A 17,394-nucleotide genomic window follows, 5' to 3' on the forward strand; every position below is an offset into this window, starting at 1 on the left:
ATCTTCCCGCCCTCCGTGCTTGGACCCCCGTCCCACCTGGCGGAACCATTCTCCGGCCGAAGGCTCCCCGGCGCTGCCCGGTGCGGGCGCCCGGGGGACGGCGGCGGGGTGAACGGGAGCCGACGGGGAAGTGACGGGGCCCGCGGGGCGGACGGGCGGCCGACCATGTTCGATTTGATGTGGCCTGCCCCTTTCCCGACGGCTCAGCCCGGGGGCCCGAGCGGCGGCGGTGGCGGCGGTGGCGGCGGCGGGGGCGGGGTGAACGGCGGGCGGTGGGGCGGAGCCGGGCGCCCGGACGGCCTCCGGGGCAGCCGCGTGATCGTGACGTCCCAGGAGCCGTCGGGCTCGGCGTACGGGTCGGGGTACGGGCCGGACCCGGGGTTCGGGTCCGGGTACGGGCGCCCCGGCGGGGGCCGGTACGGGGCCGTCGGCGCATCGGGCGCAGCCCCCGGCGGCGCCGGGACCGCCCGCGGCGGGCGGCGGCGCCCGGCCAGCAGCGCCCCCGCACCGCCGGCCGCCGCCCCCCAGGCCGCCCCGAGCAGCAGCGCGTACGGCGCGTCGCCCCGCAGCTCCAGCCCGGCCTCCACCGCGTCGACGCCGAGCACCGACAGCGAGCCGTCGACGGACACCCCCGTCAGCCACACCAGCCCTGCCAGCACCACCCCGGTCAGGGCCGACAGCCGCACCGCGCACCCCAGGACCCCGCGCCCCGGGCTCCGTACGGCGGCCAGCACACCGGCGCAGAGCAGCAGCAGCCCCACCCCCGCGACCAGCAGCCAGAGGCGCCCGTCGTACTCCGCCAGCCGGGCCACCGTCACCGGCTCGCGGGCCGACATCCCCAGCAGATCGTCCAGCGGATCCGGCAGCAGCCGGCCCAGCGTGCCCGTGGCCTGCCCGTCGAACGGTACGAACAGCCCCAGCAGCATCCCCGTCCAGGCCCCGTTCGGCGCCCCCAGCAGCGCGGCGCCCAGCACCCGCCGCGGATGGTCGTCCCCCAGAGCCGCCCACACCGCCGCCACCAGCCCGGCCGCCACCGCCACCAGCAGCGCCACCACCAGCGCCGACACCGCGGGCCGCAGCCGCGCGAACGCCGCCGGGCCGCGCCGCGAAGCCAGCAGCGCCACCGCCAGTACGGCCAGCACCCACACCGCAGCGCCCAGCAGCGTCGGCCCGAACTCCACCGAGAACCCCACCCGGGCCTCGGTGTCGATCAGGTCCCCGATGCGGTCCGGGAGCAGCCCGCCGATGTCCCCGATCCCGGGGACCACCACCTTCGGCGGGGTGCTCGGCAGCCGCGGCCCGTCCAGGGTGACCACGTCGTGCCCGGCTCGGGCCAGCCCGCCCGCCGCGGCGACGAGCAGCACCGCCACCGACGCCGCCCGGGCGGCGAGTTCCCCCGGCCCCGCCCCGGTCCGCACCGAGCGCAGGAAGATCCCGGCCAGGACCAGCGCCCCGGCCAGCCCCACCCCGAGCGGCATGACGTCCAGTGAGGTCTGCGCACCCGGCCCGGTGACCCCGAGGACCGACACGTCCCCCGACGGGGTCACCCTGCCGCCGATCGCGAGGACCACCACGGCGGCCGTCACCGCCCCGAGCGAGCCTCCCGCGGCGTCGGCGCCCAGCAGATGGAGCCCCAGCGCGGCGACCCCGGCCATCACGACGAGGGCCCAGCCGGTGGCGGCGATGCCCGACAGGACCACGTCTCCCCAACGAATGCGGCGCATGCGTGCCCCCGATGCCTGCCGAGCGTGTGCGGTGGGTGTCGCGAGTGTGCGTGCCGGGCGGGACGGGTCCGGCCAGGGCGAGAAGTCCCGTATCTCACTCTCCGGGTGACTTTCGACCCCGTCAACGGGCAGGCGTAGACGCCTCGGGAAGGCCCCGATTCCACATGTGGCCCCAGGCCTGAAATAGTTCCCCCGGATGTTCGCCATCCCTAGACTCCCTGACGTCGGACTCCCTGACGTCAGGGGGATTCTCGGGGGACCTAAGTGGGGCTGGAGTGCCGGAACTCGTACTGGAATTGAATGGAAGGACCTGGACGCTCGATCCGTCCAGGTCGTACTCGCTGGGGCGCGACCCCCAGGGAGACATCGTGATCGACGACGCCCGGGTGTCGTGGCGGCACGCCACCATCGCCTGGAACGGCCGGGGTTGGGGCATCGAGGACCACGGCAGCACCAACGGCACCTACGTGCACGGCGCGCGGGTCCAGCAGACCGAGCTCGTGCCCGGCACGCCGGTCCACCTGGGCAACGCCACCGACGGACCGCGGCTAAATCTGAGCGCCGCCGCCGCGCCGCAGCAGGCCGTACCGCAGCAGGCCGCGCCGGCCTACCAGGCCCCGGCGCCCGCCTACCAGGCCCCGGCCCAGCAGGCCGCCCCGGCGTACCAGGCCCCTGCCCAGGCACAGCAGCCGCAGCAGCAGCAGGCCTGGCAGCAGCAGCCGCAGCAGGCCGCCGCCCACCAGCAGCCGCAGCAGCCGCACTTCCCGCAGCAGCAGCAGCAGCAGGGCGGCGGCGCCGGCGTGCCCGCACAGGGTGCGGCTCCCGCGTACGGGGGTGACCGCAGCCCGACGACGTTCCACCAGATCGCCGTCGGCCGCGTCATGCGGATCGGCCGTGCGCTGGAGAACGAGCTGGTCGTCTCGGACCTCCAGGTCTCGCGCCTCCACGCCGAGTTCCGCTCGGCGAACGGCCGCTTCGAGATCCACGACCTCGGCAGCCACAACGGCACCTACGTCAACGGCCAGCCGCTGCCCAAGTCCGGCACCGCGCTGCTCGGCCCGAACGACATCGTCGGCGTCGGCCACTCGACGTTCCGCATCGTCGGCGACCGGCTCGAGGAGTTCGTCGACACCGGTGACGTCTCCTTCTCGGCCCGCCACCTGACGGTGACGGTCGACGGCGGCAAGCAGATCCTCAAGGACGTCACCTTCGGTGTCCCGGAGAAGTCGCTCATCGGCGTCATCGGCCCCTCCGGCTCCGGAAAGTCGACGCTGCTCAAGGCGCTGACCGGCTACCGGCCCGCCAACGAGGGCGACGTCCTCTACGACAACCGCAACCTGTACAAGCAGTTCGCGGAGCTCCGCCAGCGCATCGGCCTGGTCCCGCAGGACGACATCCTGCACAAGGAGCTGAAGGTCAGCACGGCCCTCAAGTACGCGGCCAAGCTCCGCTTCCCCGGCGACACCGCCCAGGCCGAGCGCGCCGCCCGTATCGACGAGGTCCTGCGCGAGCTCAAGCTCGACATCCACAAGGACAAGAAGATCACCTCGCTCTCCGGTGGTCAGCGCAAGCGCGTGTCCGTGGCCCTGGAGCTCCTCACCAAGCCCTCGCTGATCTTCCTGGACGAGCCGACCTCCGGCCTCGACCCGGGCATGGACCGCGACGTCATGCAGCTGCTGCGCGGGCTCGCCGACGACGGCCGCACGGTCCTGGTCGTCACCCACTCGGTGGCCGAGCTGGGCCTCTGCGACAAGCTGCTGGTCATGGCCCCGGGCGGTTCGGTCGCGTACTTCGGCCCGCCGGACGAGGCGCTGAACTTCTTCGGCTACACCACGTGGGCGGACGTCTTCTCGGCCTTCGAGAACTACCGCGACTACGACTGGGCCGGCCGCTGGAAGGGCTCGCAGCACTACCAGCTGTACGCCGCCGACCTCGACGCGGTCGCCCCGCAGCAGGTCGCCATGCCGCCGATGCAGCAGATGATGCCGCCGAAGGCGCAGGGCTGGGGCGATCAGCTGTGGACCCTGATCCGCCGCTACGTCTCGGTGATTGCGTCCGACAAGGGCTTCATGGCCCTGATGCTGATCCTGCCCGCGGTCCTCGGCGTGGTCTCGACGGTCATCCCCGCGAACTTCGGCCTCGCGCCGCCGAAGCCGCCGTCCCGGTTCAACGGCGACGCCGGCACGATCATGCTGATCCTCTGCGTGGGCATGTGCTTCTCGGGCGCCGCGAACTCGGTCCGTGAGCTGATCAAGGAACGGGTCATCTACGAGCGCGAGCGCGCCACCGGCCTGTCCCGGTCGGCGTACCTCATGTCGAAGGTGATCGTCCTCGGCTTCATCACGGCCATCCAGGGCGTGGTCATCTGCGCCATCGGCTTCACCCCGCGCGACCTGCCGACCGACGGCCTGCTCATGCCGCCGGCCGTCGAGCTCTGCCTTTCGGTCACCGCGCTCGGTTTCACCTCGATGATGTTCGGCCTGGTGATCTCCGCGCTCGTGAAGACCGCCGAGAAGACCATGCCGCTGCTGGTCATGTTCGCGATCGTCCAGGTCGTGTTCACCGGCATCCTCTTCCAGGTGTACGACTCGCCCGGCCTGGAGCAGTTCGCCTGGCTGATGCCGTCGCGCTGGGCGGTCGCCGCCGCGGGAACCACGCTCGACCTCGGCAGGCTCATGCCGCCGTGGGACCAGCAGAACCCGACGAACACCGACCCGCTGTGGGAGCACTCCGTCGCGCAGTGGGGCGTGAACATCACGATCCTGCTGCTCATCGGCGTCGCCTGCGGCTTCGCCGTGCAGAAGCTGCTGCGCCGCCACGAGCCCGAGGTCATGCGCAACTAGCAGGCACCGCTGCGCGCACCCTCACGCCACGAAACGCCTCAGGGCGGCACCCGGATACCGGGTGCCGCCCTGAGGCGCATGGGGGATTGCTACACGCCCGCGGCCCTTAGTAGGCGCTGTTGACGTTGTCGATCGAGCCGTAACGGTCGGCGGCGTAGTTGGCCGAGGCGACGATGTTGGCGACCGGGTGGTACTGGTCCATGGGGGTGCCGGGGACGTGGTACGCGAGGAAGGTCGGCTTGATGATCTGGAGCAGACCCTTCGAGGGCACACCGTTCTGGGCGTTGATGTCCCAGTTGTTGATCGCCCGCGGGTTGCCGCTCGACTCGCGCATGATGTTCTTGTACAGGCCGTTGTACGTGCCCGGAATCTTGTGCGCCTTCATGATCGCCAGCGACTCCTTGATCCAGCCGTCAAGGTTGTTCGCGTAGATCGGCTTGCGGACGGTGGAGCGGCTGGCGGCCGCCTTCGCCTCGCGGTCCTTCTTCGCCTTGGCGGCGGCGTCGGCGTCGGCCTTCGCCTTCGCGGCGGCGGCCTTGGCCTTCACGGCGGCCTCGAGCTTCGCGGCGTCCGTGGCCAGCTTGGTCTGTGCGGAGAGGTGCTGCACGGTCTTGGCCTGGACACCCTCGACAGCCTGGGTCCACGCCACGGGGGCGGCGGCCACGGTCGTACCGGCGTCGGCGGTGCCGGCGGGGACGAGGGTGGCGGCCAGGGCAGCGGCGCCGATGGTGGCGACGGCGGCGAAGGACATCTTGTGCGCCTTCGTCAGACGACGAATCTGGCCGGGGGTGCTGGTCTTGGACATGCGTAGCAACCTCTTCGAATAGCGGGAGCCGCAGGAAAGCACCGTTGGGATCCGGGATCCGCGGTGCTGTGCGACGGGAGCAATTCTTAGCGGCGGCAAAATCTTGTGGCAAAGGTGTGACGTACGATCCCGCTTAGTGGATCAGGGGGCGCGGACGAGCCCGGAATTTCGGACCACGCGCTAGGCGCAGCAGTGCTGACACCGCCTTTGCACGTCCACTAGGCGCCTTCGTAAGTGACGTGGGTCCTATGTGCGGGCTCACATCGGCCACGTAACGGTCTCACCATGCGTTGCTGAAGCAATGCATTCTGTAACGGAATTCTCCGCCCTGAGGACCACAACCCCCCGCAGGCCCTCATCCCCAAGGCAGAGAAGACCCCCGCGACCCCCTCCCCAAGGAGGAGGAGACACCGCCCCCAGCCCTAGGGCTCGCGCCCGATCCCGCAGGTCAGAGCCGCTAGTACGGTGAGCCCATGACCGGAAGCCCCGTGCACGGCCGACCCTGCGGCGGCCTCGCCGCCGTGAGTACCGCACTGCTCGCCATGAGCCGGCGGCTCGAGGTCCGCGACGTCCTGCGCACGATCGTCGTCTCGGCCCGCGAGCTGCTCGACGCCGAGTACGCGGCCCTGGGCGTCCCGGACGACCACGGCGGCTTCGCCCAGTTCGTCGTGGACGGCATCAGCGAGGAGCAGTGGCGCCGGATCGGCCCGCTGCCCCGCCAGCACGGCATCCTCGCCGCGATGCTCCACCAGGACGGCCCCGAGCGGCTGGCCGACGTACGCAAGGACCCCCGCTTCGAGGGCTGGCCCGCCGCCCACCCGGAGATGTCCGACTTCCTGGGGCAGCCCGTCCGCGACGGCGAGGAGACCCTCGCCGCCCTCTTCCTCGCGAACAAACGCAGCCCCGGCGGCTTCACCGAGGAGGACGAGGAGCTCCTCGCCCTCCTCGCCCAGCACGCGGCGATCGCCCTCACCAACGCCCGGCTCTACGAGCGCAGCCGCGAGCTCACCATCGCCGAGGAGCGCTCCCGCCTCGCCCACGAGCTGCACGACGCCGTGGCCCAGAAGCTCTTCTCGCTCCGCCTGACCGCCCAGGCCGCCGCCGCCCTCGTGGACCGCGACCCGGCCCGGGCCAAGGGGGAGCTCCAGCAGGTCGCCGCCCTCGCCGCCCAGGCCGCCGACGAGCTGCGCGCCGCCGTGACCGAGCTGCGCCCGGCCGCCCTCGACGAGGACGGCCTCGTCGCCACCCTCCGCGACCAGGTCCACGTACTCGACCGGGCCCACACCGCGCACGTCACCTTCACCTGTGACGGCGTACGGGCCCTCCCGGCGACCCAGGAGGAGGCGCTGCTCCGCGTCGCCCAGGAGGCCCTCCACAACGCCCTGCGGCACTCGGGCGGCGACCGCGTCGAGGTCACCCTCGCCCGCCGGTCCGCAGGAGCCGTCCTGACCGTCACGGACAACGGAAGCGGCTTCTCCCCTTCCTCGATCCGCGCGGCCGGGCGCCACCTCGGCCTGGTCTCCATGCGGGACCGGGCGAGCGGCGCCGGCGGCCGCCTCACCGTGCACTCGGAGCCCGGTACGGGCACCACGATCGAGATGGAGGTCCCCGGTGGCTGACACGCCCATCCGCGTTCTGCTCGTGGACGACCACCAGGTGGTCCGCCGCGGCCTGCGCACGTTCCTGGAGGTCCAGGACGACATCGAGGTGGTCGGGGAGGCCGCCGACGGCGAGGAGGGCGTGGCCCGCGCCGAGGAGCTGCGGCCCGACGTGATCCTCATGGACATCAAGATGCCGGGCACCGACGGCATCGAGGCCCTGCGCAGGCTGCGCGCGCAGGCGAACCCGGCGCGGGTGCTGATCGTCACCAGCTTCACCGAGCAGCGGACGGTCGTGCCGGCCCTGAGGGGCGGCGCCGCGGGATACGTCTACAAGGACATCGACCCCGACGCCCTGGCCGGAGCGATCCGCTCCGTCCACGCCGGGCACGTGCTGCTCCAGCCGGAGGTGGCCGAAGCCCTGCTCTCCCAGGAGGAACAGCCGTCCTCGAGCCGGGGCGGCTCCCTGACCGAGCGGGAACGGGAGGTCCTGTCCCTGATCGCGGACGGCCGCTCCAACCGGGAGATCGCCCGTGCGCTGGTGCTGTCCGAGAAGACGGTCAAGACGCACGTCTCGAACATCCTGATGAAGCTGGACCTCTCGGACCGCACCCAGGCGGCGTTGTGGGCGGTCAGGCACGGGATCACGGACTGAACCCGGCCGGGAACGGACCGGCCGGCTCCGATCCGAGATTCATACGGTCGGGTGTATGTAGCCCACATGGCGCATCCCGTTCGTCGGATGAGCGTTCTTCATGACGTGCCGCGGCGGCTGGCCGCGGCAGACGTACTGGAGGACCAAGAACGTGAAGAACTTCAAGAAGGCCACTGCCGTCACCATGATCGCGGGCGGCCTCCTTGCCGCGGGCGCCGGCGTCTCCTCGGCGCACGGCGGCGCGTCGGCGGAGGGCGAGGCCGCGGGCTCGCCCGGCGTCGTCTCCGGAAACCTGATCCAGGCCCCCGTCAGCGTCCCGGTGAACGTGGTCGGCAACACCGTCACGGTGATCGGCCTGCTGAACGGCGCCTTCGGCAACACCGGCGTCAACGCCTGACGCCCCTTCCACCGGCCCCGCTTCCCCCCACCTCTCCCCGGGAAGCGGGGCCGCGGCGCGTGCAGGGGTGCTTCCTGGCCCAGGCCCAGGCCCTAGCCCCGCTCGCGCTCCTCCACCGCCGAGTTGTACGCCGCCACCAGCGCCCGCCGGGCCACCCGCTCCACCGGCCGCAGGGCCTCCGCCCGCGCCGCCATCTCCGAGGCGGCCACCGCACCGCCCGGCCCGTGCTCGTATGCCAGCGACACCAGCAGGTCCACGCGCTGCGCCAGCGCCAGCACCCGTACCGCCCGCGGCGGGTACCCCGGCGCCAGCACCTCCCGCCCGGCCTCCGCCCGCGCCCGGTACGCCGACAGCGCGGCCTCCGCCACCGGCCCCGACCCCGCCACGTCCAGCCGGGTCAGCACCACCGTCGCCTCGCGCAGCGCCTCCGCCAGCTCCCGCTCCGCCTCACCGAGCGACGGCACGTCCGCCGGCGGGGCCTCCCGTACCGGCAGGCAGTGCCAGGTCACCGAGACGTGCACGTCCCCCTGCGGACCGGCCTCCGCCACCTCCGGCACCAGGCCCAGCGCCGCACCCACCCCGACCACCGCCTCCTCGGCATCCAGCGCCCGCGCATTGAACTCCGCCGGCCCGCTCAGCCCCAGCGGATGCCCCGGCGCCGGCAGCGCCACCCGCAGCCCGCTCACCCCCAGCGTCCGCATCCGCCCGAGCGCCAGCGTGAGGCCCACCGGACCCGACTCGCCCGGCAGCCCCTCCACCCGGTGCACGGCGTCCTCGCCCACGATCGACAACACGGCCTCGTCGGGCGAGACCAAACCGGCCAGCAGTGCGTTCCCCCAGGCGGCCAACCGCCCTGAACGTGGTTCGAAAAGCATCCCCCCACTTTACGGATCACCCCGGATCCGTACCCGCGGCCCACCTGGCGCCCGGACCCCTCGCCGAGTGGCGTAGGTTTTCCCCTGGGGCTGCGCCTACCGGTGCACAGACGAAACCGAGACTGCAAGGGGAGACAACACGCTCATGAGCGATGTTCTGGAGCTGGTGGACGTATCCGTGGTCCGCGAGGGCCGGGCTCTGGTGGACCAGGTCTCCTGGTCGGTGAAGGAGGGCGAGCGCTGGGTGATCCTCGGCCCCAACGGCGCCGGCAAGACCACGCTGCTGAACCTCGCCTCCAGCTACCTCTTCCCCACCAAGGGCTCCGCCACCATCCTCGGCAGCACCCTCGGCAAGCCCGGCAGCGACGTCTTCGAGCTGCGCCCGCGCATCGGCGTCGCCGGCATCGCGCTCGCCGACAAGCTCCCCAAGCGCCAGACCGTCCTGCAGACCGTCCTCACCGCCGCCTACGGCATGACGGCGACCTGGCAGGAGGAGTACGAGGAGATCGACGAGCAGCGCGCCCGCGCCTTCCTCGACCGCCTCGGCATGACGGAGTACCTCGACCGGAAGTTCGGCACCCTTTCCGAGGGCGAGCGCAAGCGCACGCTGATCGCCCGCGCCCTGATGACCGACCCCGAGCTGCTCCTCCTCGACGAGCCCGCCGCCGGTCTGGACCTCGGCGGCCGCGAGGACCTCGTCCGGCGCCTCGGCCGCCTCGCCCGCGACCCGCTCGCGCCGTCCATGGCGATGGTCACGCACCACGTCGAGGAGATCGCCCCCGGCTTCACCCACGTCCTGATGATCCGCCAGGGCAAGGTCGTCACCGCGGGCCCGATCGAGCTCGAGCTCACCTCCCGCAACCTCTCGCTCTGCTTCGGCCTCCCCCTCGTCGTCGAGCGCAACGACCACGACCGCTGGACCGCCCAGGGCCTCCCGCTGCGCTAGGGCGTGCCCGCCGGACCTGGGCACGACACCCCCCCCGGGTGAGTCGGCCAGGTACCGGGCAGCCACCGCCCGTACGGGCGCGGTCGCACCCTGTCCCGACCGTGCCCGCCGGACCTACCATGACCATGTGAACATCGACGCGTGGCTGTGGTGGCTCATCGGCGCGGTCGGACTGGGCATCCCGCTCGTCCTGACGGCGATGCCGGAGTTCGGCATGTTCGCCGTCGGCGCGGTCGCGGCCGCCGTCACGGCGGCCTTCGGCGGCGGAGTCGTCGCCCAGGTCCTGGTCTTCGTCATCGTCTCGGTGGCGCTCGTCGCCGTCGTCCGCTCGATCGCCAACCACCACCGCGAGCAGCGGCCCCAACACCGCACCGGAATCGACGCGTTGAAGGGCAGAAGCGCCCTCGTCCTCGAACGCGTCGACGGCAGCGGAGGCCGGATCAAACTCGCCGGCGAGATCTGGTCCGCCCGCACCCTCGACGCGGAGAGCAGCTTCGAACCGGGTCAGCAGGTGGACGTCGTGGAGATCGACGGGGCCACCGCGGTCGTGATGTGAGCTTGTGAGCCAAGGAGCCGACCCGCGGCGGCGAGGTCTGCGAGACTCGCCCAACGGGGCAGCACAGACAGCCGGAAGGGCACGGGGAACCGCATGTCATCGATCATCATCGTCCTGATCATTCTGGTGGTTCTGGTCTTCATCGCACTGGTCAAGACGATCCAGGTGATCCCGCAGGCCAGCGCCGCCATCGTCGAACGCTTCGGCCGCTACACGCGCACCCTCAACGCGGGCCTCAACATCGTCGTCCCGTTCATCGACTCGATCCGCAACCGCATCGACCTGCGCGAGCAGGTCGTACCGTTCCCGCCGCAGCCGGTCATCACCCAGGACAACCTGGTCGTCAACATCGACACGGTCATCTACTACCAGGTGACCGACGCCCGCGCCGCGACGTACGAGGTCGCCAGCTACATCCAGGCCATCGAGCAGCTCACCGTCACCACCCTGCGCAACATCATCGGCGGCATGGACCTCGAGCGGACGCTGACCTCCCGCGAGGAGATCAACGCGGCCCTGCGCGGAGTCCTCGACGAGGCCACCGGCAAGTGGGGCATCCGCGTCAACCGCGTCGAGCTCAAGGCGATCGAGCCGCCGACCTCCATCCAGGACTCGATGGAGAAGCAGATGCGCGCCGACCGCGACAAGCGCGCCGCGATCCTCCAGGCCGAAGGTGTCCGGCAGTCCGAGATCCTGCGCGCCGAGGGTGAGAAGCAGTCCTCCATCCTGCGCGCCGAGGGCGAGGCCAAGGCCGCGGCCCTGCGCGCCGAGGGCGAGGCGCAGGCCATCCGTACGGTCTTCGAGTCCATCCACGCCGGCGACGCCGACCAGAAGCTCCTCGCCTACCAGTACCTCCAGATGCTCCCGAAGATCGCCGAAGGCGACGCCAACAAGCTCTGGATCGTGCCCAGCGAGATCGGAGACGCCCTCAAGGGCCTCTCGGGAGCCATGGGCAACTTCGGCCCCATGGGCGGCGGTTCCGGCTTCAACCCGCAGAACTCCGGCAAGTCCGACGGAAACGGCGCCGGCAACGGCGCGAACGGCACGGACCGGCGCGAGCAGCCCCCCATCGACTGACCCCCGCACGCCCCGGACCGGCATCCCCTCCTGCATGATCAGTGAGGCCCCTCGACCTTCATGGCGGGGAGGCGACTCACTCATGCAAAGGGGATGGCCCAGTCCATGTCCATGTCCATCTGGGAATCAGTGGCGGTGTTCGCGGCCGGCATCGGCGCCGGCACCATCAACACCATCGTCGGATCCGGCACGCTCATCACCTTCCCGGTGCTGCTCGCCACCGGACTCCCGCCGGTCACCGCCAACGTGTCCAACACCCTCGGCCTGGTGCCCGGTTCCATCAGCGGGGCCATCGGCTACCGCAAGGAGCTCCAGGGCCAGCGCGGCCGCATCATCCGGCTCGGCTCGGTCTCCCTCGTCGGGGGACTCGCGGGCGCCGTCCTGCTCCTCACCCTGCCGTCGGACTCCTTCGACACGATCGTGCCCGTCCTCATCGGACTCGCCCTCGTGCTCGTCATCCTCCAGCCCCGGCTCGCGGCGGCCCTGCGCAAGCGCCAGGAAGCCGCCGGAGGAGACACCGGACACCCCGACGGCGGCCCGGCCCTGCTCACCGGAATGCTGCTCGCCAGCGCGTACGGGGGCTACTTCGGCGCCGCGCAAGGCGTGCTCTACATCGGCCTGATGGGCCTGCTGCTCCACGAGGACATGCAACGCATCAACGCCGTCAAGAACGTCATCGCCGCCCTCGTGAACGGCATCGCGGCCGTCTTCTTCCTCTTCGTCGCCGAGTTCGACTGGACGGCCGTGCTCCTGATCGCCGTCGGCTCCACCCTCGGCGGCCAGATCGGCGCCAAGGTCGGCCGCCGCCTGTCGCCCACCATGCTCCGCGCGGTCATCGTGACGGTCGGCGTCATCGCGATCGTCCAGCTGCTGCTGCGCTGAGCGACGTAGCGGAATTACGTCGCCCAGCGCACCGGAGATCATGTGGCCGGACGAGCCGGACCGGCCGGACTAGGCGGAACGCTCCAGCCAGTCGGGCAGCGCATCGCGGCCCCCCACCCCCAGGGCCAGCAGCATGGCGTCCGCCGGAGACGGCACGAAGGGCTTCCGCAGGAGCGGCATCCCCGCCTCCTCCGGAGTCCGGGCCGCCTTGCGGTGGTTGTCCTCGGCACAGGAGGCGACCGTGTTCAACCACGTGTCCCCACCGCCCTGGGCCCGGGGCAGTACGTGGTCCACGGTCGTCGCGCGCTTCCCGCAGTACGCGCACCGGTGTTGGTCCCGGACCAACACCCCCCTCCGTGACCAGGGAGCATGTCTTCGGAACGGCACCCGTACGTACCGGCACAACCTGATCACCCGGGGCAGCGGAAGATCCATGGAGGCACCGCGCACACGCAGTTCCGGATGCGACTGCTCGACGACGGCCTTGTCCTGGAGCACCAGGACCACAGCCCGGTTCAGCGTCACCGTCGACAGCGGCTCGAAGCTCGCATTCAGCACCAGCGTGTCCCGCATCTCGCCCACCTCCCGTGTGCAGGCCCGCGACCACCATGGCGGCAGGGCCCGCAACCACTCTGGCCGCGCGCGCCACGCGGGACAACGCAATAAAAATGCCCGGTCCTGGTCGTCTTTAGACCAGGACCGGGCAAACGCACGGCGAACGATCAGCCCGCGGGGGCCTCGTACTCACCGATCAACTGCGCCCGCCCCAAGGAGTGGAAACGCAGATTGAATCCGACGGCAGCCGGAGTGGCGTCCGCCCCGGGGCCCAGCTTCTCCTGGTCCACCGCGTACACGGTGAACACGTACCGGTGCCGCTCCCCGGCCGGCGGAGCGGCCCCGCCGAAGTCCCTCGTGCCGTAGTCGTTCCGTACGTGCACGGCCCCGGCGGGCAGCCCCTCGAACTTCCCGCCCCCCGCCCCGGCCGGCAGCTCGGTGACCGACGCGGGCAGATCGAAGAGCACCCAGTGCCAGAACCCGCTGCCCGTCGGGGCGTCCGGGTCGAAGCACGTCACCGCGAAACTCTTCGTCCCCTCCGGGAACCCCTCCCACCGCAGATGCGGCGAGACGTTCCCGCCCCGCAGGACCTGGGCGTCACCCAGGTCCGCACCGGGCTCGAGGTCCACGCTCTCCACGGAGAACGCGTGTACCTGAGGGTGGAAGTCGTGCGGAAGAGGCGCCCTGTTCTGCTCGGCCACTGCTGAACCTCCTGATCGCGAACCGGTACCGAACCAGTACCGGCCCCGAGCCTAGAACCAGTTGCGCTGCGAACCCACGGACGCGATCCACTGGTTGAGGTAAGCCGCCCAGTCGGTCTCCTGGTAGGACTGCAGACCCACCTGGAAGCAGCGGTACGTGTCACTGCCCTCGGAGAACAGCCCGGACTTCTTGTCCATCTCCAGGACGACGTCCATCTCACGACCGTCCGAGATGAAGGTCAGCTCGACCTGGTTCAGCCCGCGGTACTGCGACGGCGGCAGGAACTCGATCTCCTGGTAGAACGGCAGCGTCTGGCGCGTCCCGCGGATGTGACCGCGCTCCATGTCCGCGCTGCGGAAGCCGAAGCCGAGCTGACGGAAGGCATCCAGGATCGCCTGCTGCGCCGGCACCGGGTGCACGTTGATCGGGTCGAGGTCGCCCGCGTCCACCGCACGCGCGATCTCCAGCTCGGTGCTGACCCCGATGTTCATCCCGTGCAGGTGCTGACCCCCGAAGTGGGTGATCGGCGTCTCCCACGGGATCTCCAGCCCGAACGGCACCACGTGCAGGGCGCCCGCCTGCACCTGGAAGGCCCCGCCGAGGCGCTGCTTGGTGAAGACGATGTCCTGCTTGTACTCCTGGTCGTTCCCCTCCACCTCGACCCGCGCCTGGAGACCGACGGACAGGCCCTCGATCTGCTGCTCCACGGAACCGCCCTGGATGCGGACCTCACCCTGGACGATCCCGCCCGGCACCACGTTCGGCTCGGTGATGATCGTGTCCACCGAAGCACCGCCGGCACCCAGCGCCGCGAACAGCTTCTTGAACCCCATGCTCTGACTCCCCTTGAAGGCTCGTGCGACTACCGCTTACGAGTACACACTGACAAACGCGGAACCTTAGGCCCCGGTTGCAGGTGCGCGCGTTCCACTACGCTCGACCGGATGAGCGCGCGCCCCGACCGTACGCCCCTGGCCCGGTCCTTCTTCGACCGGCCGGTCCTCACGGTGGCCCCGGACCTCCTCGGCCGCACCCTGGTCCGCCGTACGCCCGAAGGCCCCCTCGAGCTCCGCATCACGGAGGTGGAGGCGTACGAGGGCGAGGCCGACCCGGGCTCCCACGCCTACCGGGGCCGCACCCGGCGCAACGCATCGATGTTCGGTCCTCCCGGACACGCGTACGTCTACTTCATCTACGGCATGTGGTTCAGCCTCAACCTGGTGTGCGGCCCACCGGACCACGCGAGCGGGGTCCTGGTGCGCGCGGGCGAGATCACCGTGGGTGCGGACCTGGCTCGCAAACGTCGACTTTCAGCCAGAAGCGACAAGGAACTGGCCAAAGGCCCGGCCCGCCTGGCCACGGCCCTGGCGGTGGACCGGTCCCTGGACGGCGCCGACCTCTGTGCCGGTCCGGAATCCCCCCTGGCACTCCTGACGGGTACCGCCACCTCGGCCGACCTGGTGAGCAACGGTCCCCGCACGGGCGTCGGCGGCGCCGGCGCGGGCCACCCCTACCGCTACTGGATCACCGACGACCCGACGGTGAGCCCGTATCGCGCCCACGCGCCACGCCGTCGCTCAACTTGACTCGCCCTTGGCAGACGCCTAACGTAGCCCGAGCCGCTTGAACGGGGCACTGCTGTCAGCAGACCCCCGGAGCGGCCAACCCACTACCTACGACGTACCCCTGGCGGGGTCGATTTCGGCATGCCCGAATTCGAATCCGGTGGCTCGATTATGAGCCGCAAGGGATAAGCGCTAAAGTGGTGGAACGCCGAAAGGCAAAGGCCCCCAACGGCCACCGGAATTCAAATCCAAGTCGGAAACGACAACGGAAATGATCTGGTAGAGTTGGAAACGAAGAACGAAGCCCGGAGGAAAGCCCGAGAGGGTGAGTACAAAGGAAGCGTCCGTTCCTTGAGAACTCAACAGCGTGCCAAAAATCAACGCCAAAAGTTGATACCCCGTCCACTTCGGTGGATGAGGTTCCTTTGAAAAAGACCTGTGAGGTCGCGGTTCGCCGTGATGCTTGCAGGCAATTACACAGCGAGGACGCAGTGGTCAGTCGGTCTTATTCCGACATGATTGACCCGCTCTAAGTGCGTGTGCACCCGATTACGGGTAAACATTCATGGAGAGTTTGATCCTGGCTCAGGACGAACGCTGGCGGCGTGCTTAACACATGCAAGTCGAACGATGAAGCCTTTCGGGGTGGATTAGTGGCGAACGGGTGAGTAACACGTGGGCAATCTGCCCTTCACTCTGGGACAAGCCCTGGAAACGGGGTCTAATACCGGATAATACTCCTGCCTGCATGGGCGGGGGTTGAAAGCTCCGGCGGTGAAGGATGAGCCCGCGGCCTATCAGCTTGTTGGTGGGGTAATGGCCCACCAAGGCGACGACGGGTAGCCGGCCTGAGAGGGCGACCGGCCACACTGGGACTGAGACACGGCCCAGACTCCTACGGGAGGCAGCAGTGGGGAATATTGCACAATGGGCGAAAGCCTGATGCAGCGACGCCGCGTGAGGGATGACGGCCTTCGGGTTGTAAACCTCTTTCAGCAGGGAAGAAGCGAAAGTGACGGTACCTGCAGAAGAAGCGCCGGCTAACTACGTGCCAGCAGCCGCGGTAATACGTAGGGCGCAAGCGTTGTCCGGAATTATTGGGCGTAAAGAGCTCGTAGGCGGCTTGTCACGTCGGATGTGAAAGCCCGAGGCTTAACCTCGGGTCTGCATTCGATACGGGCTAGCTAGAGTGTGGTAGGGGAGATCGGAATTCCTGGTGTAGCGGTGAAATGCGCAGATATCAGGAGGAACACCGGTGGCGAAGGCGGATCTCTGGGCCATTACTGACGCTGAGGAGCGAAAGCGTGGGGAGCGAACAGGATTAGATACCCTGGTAGTCCACGCCGTAAACGTTGGGAACTAGGTGTTGGCGACATTCCACGTCGTCGGTGCCGCAGCTAACGCATTAAGTTCCCCGCCTGGGGAGTACGGCCGCAAGGCTAAAACTCAAAGGAATTGACGGGGGCCCGCACAAGCAGCGGAGCATGTGGCTTAATTCGACGCAACGCGAAGAACCTTACCAAGGCTTGACATATACCGGAAAGCATTAGAGATAGTGCCCCCCTTGTGGTCGGTATACAGGTGGTGCATGGCTGTCGTCAGCTCGTGTCGTGAGATGTTGGGTTAAGTCCCGCAACGAGCGCAACCCTTGTCCTGTGTTGCCAGCATGCCCTTCGGGGTGATGGGGACTCACAGGAGACCGCCGGGGTCAACTCGGAGGAAGGTGGGGACGACGTCAAGTCATCATGCCCCTTATGTCTTGGGCTGCACACGTGCTACAATGGCCGGTACAATGAGCTGCGATACCGTGAGGTGGAGCGAATCTCAAAAAGCCGGTCTCAGTTCGGATTGGGGTCTGCAACTCGACCCCATGAAGTCGGAGTTGCTAGTAATCGCAGATCAGCATTGCTGCGGTGAATACGTTCCCGGGCCTTGTACACACCGCCCGTCACGTCACGAAAGTCGGTAACACCCGAAGCCGGTGGCCCAACCCGTAAGGGAGGGAGCTGTCGAAGGTGGGACTGGCGATTGGGACGAAGTCGTAACAAGGTAGCCGTACCGGAAGGTGCGGCTGGATCACCTCCTTTCTAAGGAGCACAGTACCGATTGCAGACAAACGTTCTGCACGGTCAGCTCATGGGTGGAACGTTGATTAGTTGGCACCAGACGGTCTGATGGTTCTCGAGTACTGCTTCGGCGTGGAAAGAGGAGACG

The 17,394-nt window shown here is 69.5% G+C and carries 15 protein-coding genes and 1 rRNA gene; 10 read left to right on the forward strand and 6 right to left on the reverse strand.

Translation table 11 applies throughout. The features are described from left to right. Positions 1 to 203 precede the first annotated feature (203 nt). Complete coding sequence (locus OG299_RS29705; RefSeq protein ID WP_327363133.1) at positions 204 to 1,724, reverse strand: streptophobe family protein; 1,521 nt, start codon at positions 1,722 to 1,724, stop codon at positions 204 to 206. Positions 1,725 to 1,999: 275 nt separating this feature from the next. On the opposite strand from OG299_RS29705, the gene OG299_RS29710 reads away from it, so the two are divergent. Further along, a complete protein-coding gene (locus OG299_RS29710) occupies positions 2,000 to 4,567 on the forward strand; it encodes an ABC transporter ATP-binding protein/permease (protein ID WP_327363134.1) in 2,568 nt (855 codons plus the stop codon). 106 nt (positions 4,568 to 4,673) lie between these two features. Here the strand turns inward: OG299_RS29710 and OG299_RS29715 are convergent, their stop codons facing one another. Beyond that, positions 4,674 to 5,372 (reverse strand): transglycosylase SLT domain-containing protein, encoded by a 699-nt coding sequence (locus OG299_RS29715; protein WP_327363135.1) that lies wholly within the window; start codon positions 5,370 to 5,372, stop codon positions 4,674 to 4,676. A gap of 473 nt (positions 5,373 to 5,845) precedes the next feature. On the opposite strand from OG299_RS29715, the gene OG299_RS29720 reads away from it, so the two are divergent. The 3 genes from OG299_RS29720 to OG299_RS29730 all read left to right on the forward strand — a co-directional run bounded on the left by OG299_RS29720 (position 5,846) and on the right by OG299_RS29730 (position 8,022). Continuing rightward, on the forward strand, positions 5,846 to 6,991 hold the full coding sequence (locus tag OG299_RS29720) for a GAF domain-containing sensor histidine kinase (RefSeq protein ID WP_266630559.1): 1,146 nt from the start codon (positions 5,846 to 5,848) through the stop codon (positions 6,989 to 6,991). Then, entirely contained in the window at positions 6,984 to 7,625 is a 642-nt protein-coding gene (locus OG299_RS29725) for a response regulator (RefSeq protein WP_266630561.1), read from the forward strand. Before OG299_RS29720 ends, OG299_RS29725 begins: the two co-directional genes overlap by 8 nt. Before the next feature lie 151 nt (positions 7,626 to 7,776). Further along, positions 7,777 to 8,022 (forward strand): chaplin, encoded by a 246-nt coding sequence (locus tag OG299_RS29730; RefSeq protein ID WP_323179109.1) that lies wholly within the window; start codon positions 7,777 to 7,779, stop codon positions 8,020 to 8,022. A gap of 92 nt (positions 8,023 to 8,114) precedes the next feature. Here the strand turns inward: OG299_RS29730 and OG299_RS29735 are convergent, their stop codons facing one another. Next, a complete protein-coding gene (locus OG299_RS29735; RefSeq protein ID WP_327363136.1) occupies positions 8,115 to 8,897 on the reverse strand; it encodes an Rv1486c family protein in 783 nt (260 codons plus the stop codon). Between the two features lie 145 nt (positions 8,898 to 9,042). Here OG299_RS29735 and OG299_RS29740 point away from each other — a divergent pair, with 145 nt between their 5' ends. The 4 genes from OG299_RS29740 to OG299_RS29755 all read left to right on the forward strand — a co-directional run bounded on the left by OG299_RS29740 (position 9,043) and on the right by OG299_RS29755 (position 12,358). Continuing rightward, positions 9,043 to 9,843, forward strand: a complete 801-nt coding sequence (locus OG299_RS29740; RefSeq protein ID WP_136227123.1) for an ABC transporter ATP-binding protein — start codon at positions 9,043 to 9,045, stop codon at positions 9,841 to 9,843. 127 nt (positions 9,844 to 9,970) lie between these two features. Then, a complete protein-coding gene (locus OG299_RS29745; RefSeq protein ID WP_327363137.1) occupies positions 9,971 to 10,399 on the forward strand; it encodes an NfeD family protein in 429 nt (142 codons plus the stop codon). A 93-nt stretch (positions 10,400 to 10,492) separates the two neighbouring features. Beyond that, positions 10,493 to 11,476 carry an SPFH domain-containing protein gene (locus OG299_RS29750; RefSeq protein ID WP_266630569.1) on the forward strand — a complete coding sequence of 328 codons (984 nt, stop codon included), beginning with the start codon at positions 10,493 to 10,495 and terminating at the stop codon, positions 11,474 to 11,476. 105 nt (positions 11,477 to 11,581) lie between these two features. Then, entirely contained in the window at positions 11,582 to 12,358 is a 777-nt protein-coding gene (locus OG299_RS29755) for a sulfite exporter TauE/SafE family protein (RefSeq protein WP_266630571.1), read from the forward strand. Between the two features lie 69 nt (positions 12,359 to 12,427). Here OG299_RS29755 and OG299_RS29760 read toward each other — a convergent pair whose 3' ends face one another. The 3 genes from OG299_RS29760 to OG299_RS29770 all read right to left on the reverse strand — a co-directional run bounded on the left by OG299_RS29760 (position 12,428) and on the right by OG299_RS29770 (position 14,448). Continuing rightward, a complete protein-coding gene (locus OG299_RS29760; protein ID WP_266630572.1) occupies positions 12,428 to 12,931 on the reverse strand; it encodes an HNH endonuclease in 504 nt (167 codons plus the stop codon). Positions 12,932 to 13,080: 149 nt separating this feature from the next. After that, positions 13,081 to 13,614 carry a YbhB/YbcL family Raf kinase inhibitor-like protein gene (locus OG299_RS29765; protein ID WP_327363138.1) on the reverse strand — a complete coding sequence of 178 codons (534 nt, stop codon included), beginning with the start codon at positions 13,612 to 13,614 and terminating at the stop codon, positions 13,081 to 13,083. Between the two features lie 51 nt (positions 13,615 to 13,665). Further along, positions 13,666 to 14,448 (reverse strand): sporulation protein, encoded by a 783-nt coding sequence (locus OG299_RS29770; RefSeq protein ID WP_266630575.1) that lies wholly within the window; start codon positions 14,446 to 14,448, stop codon positions 13,666 to 13,668. Between the two features lie 111 nt (positions 14,449 to 14,559). On the opposite strand from OG299_RS29770, the gene OG299_RS29775 reads away from it, so the two are divergent. Both OG299_RS29775 and OG299_RS29780 read left to right on the forward strand, forming a co-directional pair. Beyond that, on the forward strand, positions 14,560 to 15,201 hold the full coding sequence (locus OG299_RS29775) for a DNA-3-methyladenine glycosylase (RefSeq protein ID WP_327363139.1): 642 nt from the start codon (positions 14,560 to 14,562) through the stop codon (positions 15,199 to 15,201). A gap of 541 nt (positions 15,202 to 15,742) precedes the next feature. Beyond that, a 16S ribosomal RNA gene (locus tag OG299_RS29780) occupies positions 15,743 to 17,267 on the forward strand. The last annotated feature ends 127 nt before the right edge of the window (positions 17,268 to 17,394 follow it).

It is taken from the genome of Streptomyces sp. NBC_01296 (assembly GCF_035984415.1).
Taxonomy (GTDB): Bacteria; Actinomycetota; Actinomycetes; order Streptomycetales; family Streptomycetaceae; genus Streptomyces.